This is a genomic window from Nostocoides vanveenii (assembly GCF_039531165.1).
GTDB lineage: Bacteria > Actinomycetota > Actinomycetes > Actinomycetales > Dermatophilaceae > Nostocoides_A > Nostocoides_A vanveenii.
Map to the genome: position 1 here is coordinate 19764 of NZ_BAAAPN010000023.1, position 8122 is coordinate 27885.

The window sequence follows — 8122 nt, forward strand, 5'->3', positions numbered from 1 at the left end:
AGCGTCATACGGCCGCTGTTACCCGTTGGTGCGTGATCCCCCTCCGAACCGGGGGGGAGATCGCGCGAAATCGGCCCCCACGGGCCGGGGAATGCATGGTTGTCGGTGCCTGACAGGTAAGATTGAGCGTTGCCTGATCACCACCGCCACGGGCGGCGGTTGATCGTCACGTCATCACCGAGGAGCACCGTGGCCGACAGCCCCGACGTCACCCCTGCGCCCGCGACGGTCGCCGACGCCGTCGCGTATGACGCGAGCGCCATCACCGTCTTGGAGGGCCTCGAGGCCGTCCGCAAGCGCCCGGGCATGTATATCGGCTCGACCGGTGAGCGCGGCCTGCACCACCTGGTCTGGGAGATCGTCGACAACGCGGTCGATGAGTCGCTCGCCGGGTATGCCGACACCATCGATGTGACCCTCATGGCCGAGGGCGCCGTGCGCGTCAAGGACAACGGCCGTGGCATCCCCACCGACATCCACCCGACCGAGGGAGTCAGTGCGGTCGAGCTGGTGCTGACCCAGTTGCACGCCGGCGGCAAGTTCGGCGGCGGCGGCTACAAGGTCTCCGGTGGCCTGCACGGTGTCGGCTCGTCCGTCGTCAACGCGCTCTCGCGCCGGATGGACGTGGCCGTGCGGCAGAAGGGTCACGCCTTCCGGATGAGCTTCGATCACGGCGTGCCCACCGGCCCGCTGACCCAGATGGAGGAGACGGACGCCACCGGCACCACCATCACCTTCTGGGCCAATGACGACATCTTCGAGACCACGCACTACGACTACGAGACGATCCGCGCGCGCTTTCAGCAGTACGCCTTCCTCAACAAGGGTCTGCAGATCAACCTCGTCGACGAACGCATCCCCGAGGACGCCGTCACCGACGAGGTCGACCTGGACAATCTCGACGACGACGTCCAGGACGTCGTCGACTCCGAGGCGCAGGACGAGACCGGCGAGACAAAGACGATCAAGGCCAAGAAAGTCAGCTACCGCTACGACAACGGCCTGGTTGACTATGTCACTCACCTGGTCTCGTCCAAGAAGGCCGAGCCGGTCAACCCCGAGATCATCGCGATCGAGGTCGAGGACGTCGAGCGCAGCCTCTCGCTGGAGTTGGCGATGCAGTGGACGACCGCCTACAGCGAGAGCGTCCACACGTATGCCAACACCATCAACACGCACGAGGGAGGCACGCACGAGGAGGGTTTCCGGGCGGCCTTGACCAAGCTGGTCAACGACTTCGCCCGGCGGCAGAACTTGCTGAAAGAGAAGGACGAGAACCTCACCGGGGACGACGTGCGTGAGGGTCTGACCGCCGTCATCTCGGTCAAGCTCGGCGAGCCGCAGTTCGAGGGCCAGACCAAGACCAAGCTCGGCAACTCCGAGGTCAAGGGATTCGTGCAACGGGCCATGACCGATGAGTTCGGGGCCTGGCTCGAGCGCAATCCCAACGCCGGCAAGGACATCGTCCGCAAGGCCGTCCAGGCCGCAGCCGCCCGCGTGGCCGCCCGGCGCGCCCGCGAGGCGACTCGCAAGCGGGTGCTGGAGTCGGGAGGCCTGCCGGGCAAGCTGCGCGACTGCCAGGCGAAGGATCCGGCGATCTCGGAGGTCTTCATCGTCGAGGGTGACTCCGCCGGCGGCTCGGCCGTGCGCGGACGCAACCCTTATAACCAGGCAATCCTGCCCATCCGCGGCAAGATCCTCAACGTCGAGAAGGCCCGGATCGACAAGATCCTCGCCAACACCGAGGTCCAGGCGCTGATCTCCGCCTTCGGCACCGGGATCGGCGAGGACTTCGACATCGAGAAGGCGCGCTATCACAAGATCGTGCTGATGGCCGACGCCGATGTCGACGGCATGCACATCCGGACACTGCTGCTGACGCTGCTCTTCCGGTTCATGCAGCCGCTGATCGAGGCCGGTTATGTCTACCTTGCCCAGCCGCCGCTGTATCGCCTGCGCTGGACCAACCATGACCACCAGTTCGCTTTCACCGACCGCGAGCGCGATGCGCTGCTCGCCGACGGGCAGGCGCAGGGTTGGCGGTTGCCGAAGGACAACCCGGTGCAGCGCTACAAGGGTCTCGGCGAGATGGACTACGACGAGTTGCGCGTGACGACCATGGACCCCACCGAGCGCACGCTGCTCCAGGTCACCTTGGAGAATGCCGCAGCCGCCGACGAGATCTTCTCGATCCTGATGGGTGAGGACGTCGAGTCGCGCCGCAGCTTCATCCAGCGCAATGCGCGCGACGTCCGCTTTCTGGATATCTGAATCCCTTTCTGACGGAGCGATTTTCGTATGACTGAGCTTCCCCCCGAGGGCGCCGACGCGGTCGAGCCCATCGACCTCAACACCGAGATGCAGCGCTCGTACATCGAGTACGCCATGTCGGTCATCGTCGCCCGGGCGCTTCCCGACGTCCGCGACGGCTTGAAGCCCGTGCACCGCCGGATCATCTACGCGATGTGGGACGGCGGCTACCGCCCCGACCGCGGCTTCAACAAGTGCAGCCGCGTCGTCGGTGACGTCATGGGCAAGTACCACCCCCATGGGGACTCCGCGATCTACGACACCCTCGTGCGACTGGTCCAGGACTGGTCGATGCGCTATCCGCTGGTCTCGGGGCAGGGCAACTTCGGCTCGCCCGGCAATGACGGGGCGGCTGCACCGCGATACACCGAGTGCAAAATGGCGCCCCTGTCGGTGGAGATGGTGCGCGACATCGACCAGGACACCGTCGCCTTCGGACCGAACTACGACGGCAAGGAGTCGGAGCCCTCGGTCCTGCCGGCCCGCTTCCCCAACCTGTTGGTCAACGGCTCCGCCGGTATCGCCGTCGGCATGGCCACCCAGATCCCGCCGCACAACCTGACCGAGGTCGCCGACGCCGCGCAGTGGGTGCTCCATCACCCCGATGCGACCCGCGAGGAGGCCCTCACCGCGGTCATGGAGCGCATCAGCGGCCCCGACTTCCCGACCGGCGCCCTGATCATGGGGCGCAAGGGAATCGAGGAGGCCTACCGCACCGGCCGCGGCCTGATCTCGATGCGGGCGGTCGTCGCGGTCGAAGAGATCCAGGGCCGCACCTGCCTGGTCGTCACCGAGTTGCCCTACCAAGTCAACCCGGACTCACTGGCCCAGAAGATCGCCGAGCAGGTCAAGGACGGGCGGCTGCACGGCATCGCCGACATCCGCGACGAGACCTCCGGGCGCACCGGCCAGCGGCTGGTCATCGTGCTCAAGCGCGACGCCGTCGCCAAGGTGGTGCTCAACAACCTCTACAAGCACACGCAGTTGCAGACGACCTTCGGCGCGAACATGCTCGCGCTTGTCGACGGCGTCCCGCGCACGCTGCCGATCGACGCCTTCATCCGCTATTGGGTCGATCACCAGATCGACGTCATCCAGCGGCGCACGGCGTTCCGCCTCAAAAAGGCCGAAGCGGCCATCCACATTCTGCGTGGTCTGCTCAAGGCGCTCGACCGGCTCGATGAGGTCATCGCCTTGATCCGCGCCTCGCGCACCGTCGATGAGGCCCGCGCGGGCCTGATCGCGCTGCTCGACATCGACGAGGACCAGGCCAATGCCATCCTCGACATGCCGCTGCGCCGGCTTGCGGCGTTGGAGCGCGCCAAGATCATCGAGCAGCACGACGAGATCGAGGCCGAGATCCTCGACTACCAGGACATCCTGGCCAAGCCGGGCCGGCAGCGCACCATCGTCTCCGACGAGCTCGCCGAGATCGTCAAGCGCTTCGGCGACGAGCGGCGCACCACGATCGTGCCCTTCGACGGCGATATGAACATGGAAGACCTCATCCCCGAAGAGGATGTCGTCGTCACCATCACCCGCGGCGGCTATGCCAAGCGCACCAAGGTCACCGAATACCGCTCGCAGCGCCGCGGCGGCAAGGGCGTGCGTGGGGCGCAGCTGCGCGGCGAGGACGTCGTCTCGCACTTCTTCACCACGACATCGCACCACTGGCTGCTCTTCTTCACCAACCTTGGGCGGGTCTATCGGGCCAAGGCGTATGAGTTGCCCGACGCCGGGCGCGACGCCAAAGGCCAGCATGTGGCCAACCTCCTTGCCTTCCAGCCTGAGGAGACCATCGCCGAGGTCCTCGCGATCCGCGACTATGCCGCCGTGCCGTATCTGGTGCTGGCGACCAAGTCGGGCCTGGTGAAGAAGACCCGGCTCGCCGAATACGACTCCCCGCGCAGCGGTGGCGTGATTGCGATCAACTTGCGTCCCGGCGACGAGCTCGTCGGTGCGGAGCTGGTCTCCGACACCGACGACCTGCTGCTCGTCTCCCGCAAGGGACAGTCGGCGCGCTTTAGCGCCAATGACACCCAGCTGCGGCCGATGGGGCGGCCCACCTCGGGCGTGACCGGGATGAAGTTCCGAGGCGACGATGCGTTGTTGTCGATGAGCGTCATACCGGCGGGGAGTGATCCCGACGTCTTCGTCGTCTTCGAGTCGGGGCTGGCCAAGCGTTCCAAGGCATCGCAGTGGTCGGCCAAGGGACGCGGCATTCTCGGCGTTGCCGTCGCGAAGCTCAGCGAGCGCGGTGGCGACATCGTGGGGGCGCTGACCGTCGAACCGGAGGATGAGGTGCTCGTCGTCATGGAGAAGGGCAATATCGTCCGCTCCCGGGTCGACGAGGTACGGCTGACCGGGCGCAACACCATGGGTGTCTCGTTCGCGACGCCGCGCGCCGGCGATGCCATCGTCGCGGTCGCCCGGGGCGTCGAGCGAGCCACCGAGGAGGAAGTCGACTCGGCAGAAGGAGATTCGGCGGGCGCCACGAACGCCGCCGAGGGCACTGACCGTGTGGATTCGGAGGCGGAAGGGGTACCTTCTGACGAGAACGGCGTGAGTGCGCCGGCCGAAGACGGGGACGCCGCGATCGGTGACAGTGACGAGACCGGAGGTCGAGAGTGACTTCGAGCGGACCCGCCGCCAAGGTGGCGAAGCGGCCCGCCGCCCCGACTCCGGTGACGACGACGACAACTCCGCGTCCGGCCGCCCGGCGGGTGCGGCTGACCGTCTCGCGGATCGACCCGTGGTCGGCGATGAAGGTCGCCTTCCTCGTCGCCGTCGGGCTCGGCGTTGCCACTGTCGTGATGATCGCGGTCTTGTGGATGCTCCTGTCCGGCATGGGCGTCTTCGACCAGATCAACGCGATGGCGGCGAAGATCATCGGCGACTCCAACACCGAGTTCAACATCCTCGACATCCTCGGCTTCGGCCGGGTCGTGTCGCTCTCGGTGCTGCTCGGTGTGGTCAACGTCCTGCTGATCACCGCCTTCTCGACGCTCGGGGCCTTCCTCTACAACATCTGCGCCTCGCTGGTCGGCGGCGCGCAGTTGACGCTGACCGACGACTGACGTCGTTTTGGTGAGGGTGCCCCGCGTGGGGTAATCTCGTGCGGCGCTCGCGTGCTGTCGCGGCGCGGCAAGCGGGCCTATAGCTCAGACGGTTAGAGCGCTTCCCTGATAAGGAAGAGGTCACAGGTTCAAGTCCTGTTAGGCCCACCTCCCGCGGTCCCGGGACCCGCCCGGGCTCGCGCCTGGTTGAAGGGGAGACCATGAAGAAGCTGCTGCTGGTCGTCGCGACCGCGCTCGGCGCGAGCATCCTGAAGAAGAACCTCGACAAGTCCCGGTCCGACAAGGACCTGTGGGCCGAGGCGACGGGCTCCTCCACCGGGACCTCGTCGCCGGATCCCGCCACCCCGGCTGCGCCGGCGGCGGACTGATCGTGACCCGTCCCCTCGCTGGGGCCGGGACAACTGCATACGGGGAAGTGGCGCAATTGGTAGCGCACCGCTTTTGCAAGGCGGGGGTTGCGGGTTCGAGTCCCGTCTTCTCCACCCAAAGTGTCTTACGGGAACACGCGACATCGGAAGATGTGGAGTGTTTTCGGCTTACTTGCCTCCTGTCGTCTCGCGAACGATGGTCGCGAATGGCTCGGCGAGGTGCGGGCACAGTTGCTCGTCCTCGGTGATCTCCAGGCGTGTGTAGAACGCTTGGTTAGCGAGTCTCCTGCTCCCGTCGTCGGAGTGGGCGTAGGCGTGGTGCGCGTCGGTGAGCAGCCGCAGGCTGTCGTGGAGGAACGCCCGACCGCCGACGTGTTGCTCGTCGTGCTCGCGTAGGCGGTGCTCGATGTCAGTCAGCCCAGCGCGGATGCGGTCTTGATGCCGCTTGAGCGTCGGCAGGTCGATGGCGTCGGCGAAGTGTGCGGCGAGCAACTTGTCGCTCTCAGCTTCCAGGCGCGCCCGGTTCGCGGTGAGGTCGGCGAACTCCTGATCGCGTCCTGCGCTGCGTTTGTCGAACGCGGCGTCAACCTCGGCAGCGAGGTGTCGGTAGTCCTCTTCGCTGATTGTGATGTTCGTGTAAGAGTTCTCGACCAGTCGCTGCGCGACTGGGACGGGCACGGCCCGTCGCGTGCAGTCGGTGCGCTTCGCTGCGCGGCCGGAGCAGATGAAGTAGGCGTAGGTGGTGCCTCTCGGGTTGGTGGCGAAGTCGAGCAGCATCCGCGACCCGCAGGTACCGCGTGCAGCAGCCCTCTCAAGTGGTGGACATGTTGGACGTGCCTGGTTGCGTGCGCGTTTCGCGCCTTCAACAGCGATTGCACCTGGTCGAACAGCGCGGGTTCAACGATGGACACGTGTGCGCCGGGATGCAGGGCACCCCGGTAGCGGATGACTCCGGCGTAGTAAGGGTTCGTCAGCACGCGGTACAGAGCGTTCTTCCCCAGCGGCCTGGAGGACCGCTTGGGCGACGGCACGGACACCAGGCCTCGCGCGGTGAGGTCACGCAGCAGCGCAGTCACGGAGGTCTCGCCGGTGGCGTATCGCTCGAACGCCCAGGCGATCAGGGGCGCGCGTTCGGGATCAACCTTGACCGTGCGTATCTCGCGGCCTTGCTTGTCGGTCTGGCGGACGTTGAGGTAGCCGATGGGAGCGCGTCCGGGGGTACCGCCTTGCGCGACCTTCTGCGTCAGTCCCCTGGTGACGTCGGTGGCGAGGCTGCGGCTGTAGAACTCCGCGATGGAAGACATGATGCCGTGGACGAACATCCCCGAAGGTGTCTGATCGATCGACTCGGTCGCCGAGACGAGCGTGACCCCAGCGCTGATGAGCGCTTCGTGAATCTTCACGTCATCGGCTCGGTTGCGAGCAAGCCGGTCGAGCTTGTGCACGATGCAGAACGCGACTCGGGTTGCGGCGATGAACGCCAGCATGTCTTGGAGGCCGTCGCGGTCTGCCGAGCGTGCGGACTCTCCAGCGTCGATGAACTCGTGGACGATCCGCGCGCCCAGCTCGTCGGCCTTGCGTGCGTTCGCTTCGCGCTGGGCCGGGATCGAGAAGCCTTCCTCGGTGCCGCCACGCTCTCCCTGCTCCCGCGTCGAGACGCGCAGGTAGGACACCGCGAGCAGCACGGGCGCTTCGGCTGCAAGCTCGGAAGTCGCGGTGTCGAGTGTCGCGGTGCTCATGATGGCCTCCTTGCGGGGGTACTTCTTGGTGTCGATCCTCTCGCGCACCCCTGACCAAGCGAAGGGCTCAGCGGGGTGCGGGCGGAAGGTGGTCAGGCGGTGGGAGCCCGTAGGGGTCAGGCTCGCCCTTCAGCCAGGCGCGGTGTCGAGTCTCAGAGATGTCGAGCACCCACTCGATGAGCTTGCCGAGGTCAGGCTCGACTCGTCGTGTCACTCGAAGGCGTAGATGCCGATCTTCAGTCCTCATGCCAGGTAGGTGCGCAGCACTTCCCCAAACGCAGGCACCGGAGCGAATTACTGCACTCCACCGTGACTCTGATCCAGACGACACGCCTCTTGCAGATCAAGGACCGGACTAGTACGTATGGAAATGTGATCAATGCCAGACTACCGCTCCTCGACGGCCTCGGGCAGAGCAAACTTCGGCAGGTGGAGCAGACCCACGCCGCTTCTCCACCATCGCAGCCACTCCTCACGCCGCCGTGCCACAAGCCGTTGGCCAATTTCATACAGACTAGTGACGTGTCCTTGAAATATCTTTATGGTTTCGTGGGATAATCAGGGCATGGCGAACAAGATCGCGGCTCCCCTGCCGCTGCGTGTCGGTGACCGCGAGCGGTTGGAGACG

6 protein-coding genes and 2 tRNA genes are annotated in these 8122 nt (G+C 66.0%); 6 read left to right on the top strand and 2 right to left on the bottom strand.

The window, feature by feature from the left end:
• Nucleotides 1–189: 189 nt before the first annotated feature.
• From gyrB to ABD209_RS04480, 6 genes are all read left to right on the top strand, one after another.
• Complete coding sequence (gyrB, locus tag ABD209_RS04455; protein WP_344062697.1) at nucleotides 190–2271, top strand: DNA topoisomerase (ATP-hydrolyzing) subunit B; 2082 nt, start codon at nucleotides 190–192, stop codon at nucleotides 2269–2271.
• Between the two features lie 27 nt (nucleotides 2272–2298).
• On the top strand, nucleotides 2299–4941 hold the full coding sequence (gene gyrA / locus ABD209_RS04460) for a DNA gyrase subunit A (protein WP_344062700.1): 2643 nt from the start codon (nucleotides 2299–2301) through the stop codon (nucleotides 4939–4941).
• Nucleotides 4938–5387: a DUF3566 domain-containing protein gene (locus tag ABD209_RS04465; protein WP_344062704.1), complete on the top strand. Its 450-nt coding sequence runs from the start codon at nucleotides 4938–4940 to the stop codon at nucleotides 5385–5387. Before gyrA ends, ABD209_RS04465 begins: the two co-directional genes overlap by 4 nt.
• A 73-nt stretch (nucleotides 5388–5460) precedes the next feature.
• Nucleotides 5461–5534: transfer RNA gene (locus tag ABD209_RS04470), tRNA-Ile, on the top strand.
• A gap of 53 nt (nucleotides 5535–5587) precedes the next feature.
• Nucleotides 5588–5755 (top strand): DLW-39 family protein, encoded by a 168-nt coding sequence (locus tag ABD209_RS04475; RefSeq protein ID WP_344062707.1) that lies wholly within the window; start codon nucleotides 5588–5590, stop codon nucleotides 5753–5755.
• A 41-nt stretch (nucleotides 5756–5796) separates the two neighbouring features.
• Nucleotides 5797–5869 (top strand) — tRNA-Ala (locus ABD209_RS04480).
• Between the two features lie 54 nt (nucleotides 5870–5923).
• Here ABD209_RS04480 and ABD209_RS04485 read toward each other — a convergent pair.
• Together ABD209_RS04485 and ABD209_RS04490 are read right to left on the bottom strand one after the other, a co-directional pair.
• Nucleotides 5924–6247, bottom strand: a complete 324-nt coding sequence (locus ABD209_RS04485; protein WP_344062710.1) for a hypothetical protein — start codon at nucleotides 6245–6247, stop codon at nucleotides 5924–5926.
• Complete coding sequence (locus ABD209_RS04490; protein ID WP_344062713.1) at nucleotides 6169–7440, bottom strand: recombinase family protein; 1272 nt, start codon at nucleotides 7438–7440, stop codon at nucleotides 6169–6171. Before ABD209_RS04490 ends, ABD209_RS04485 begins: the two co-directional genes overlap by 79 nt.
• Between the last annotated feature and the right edge of the window lie 682 nt (nucleotides 7441–8122).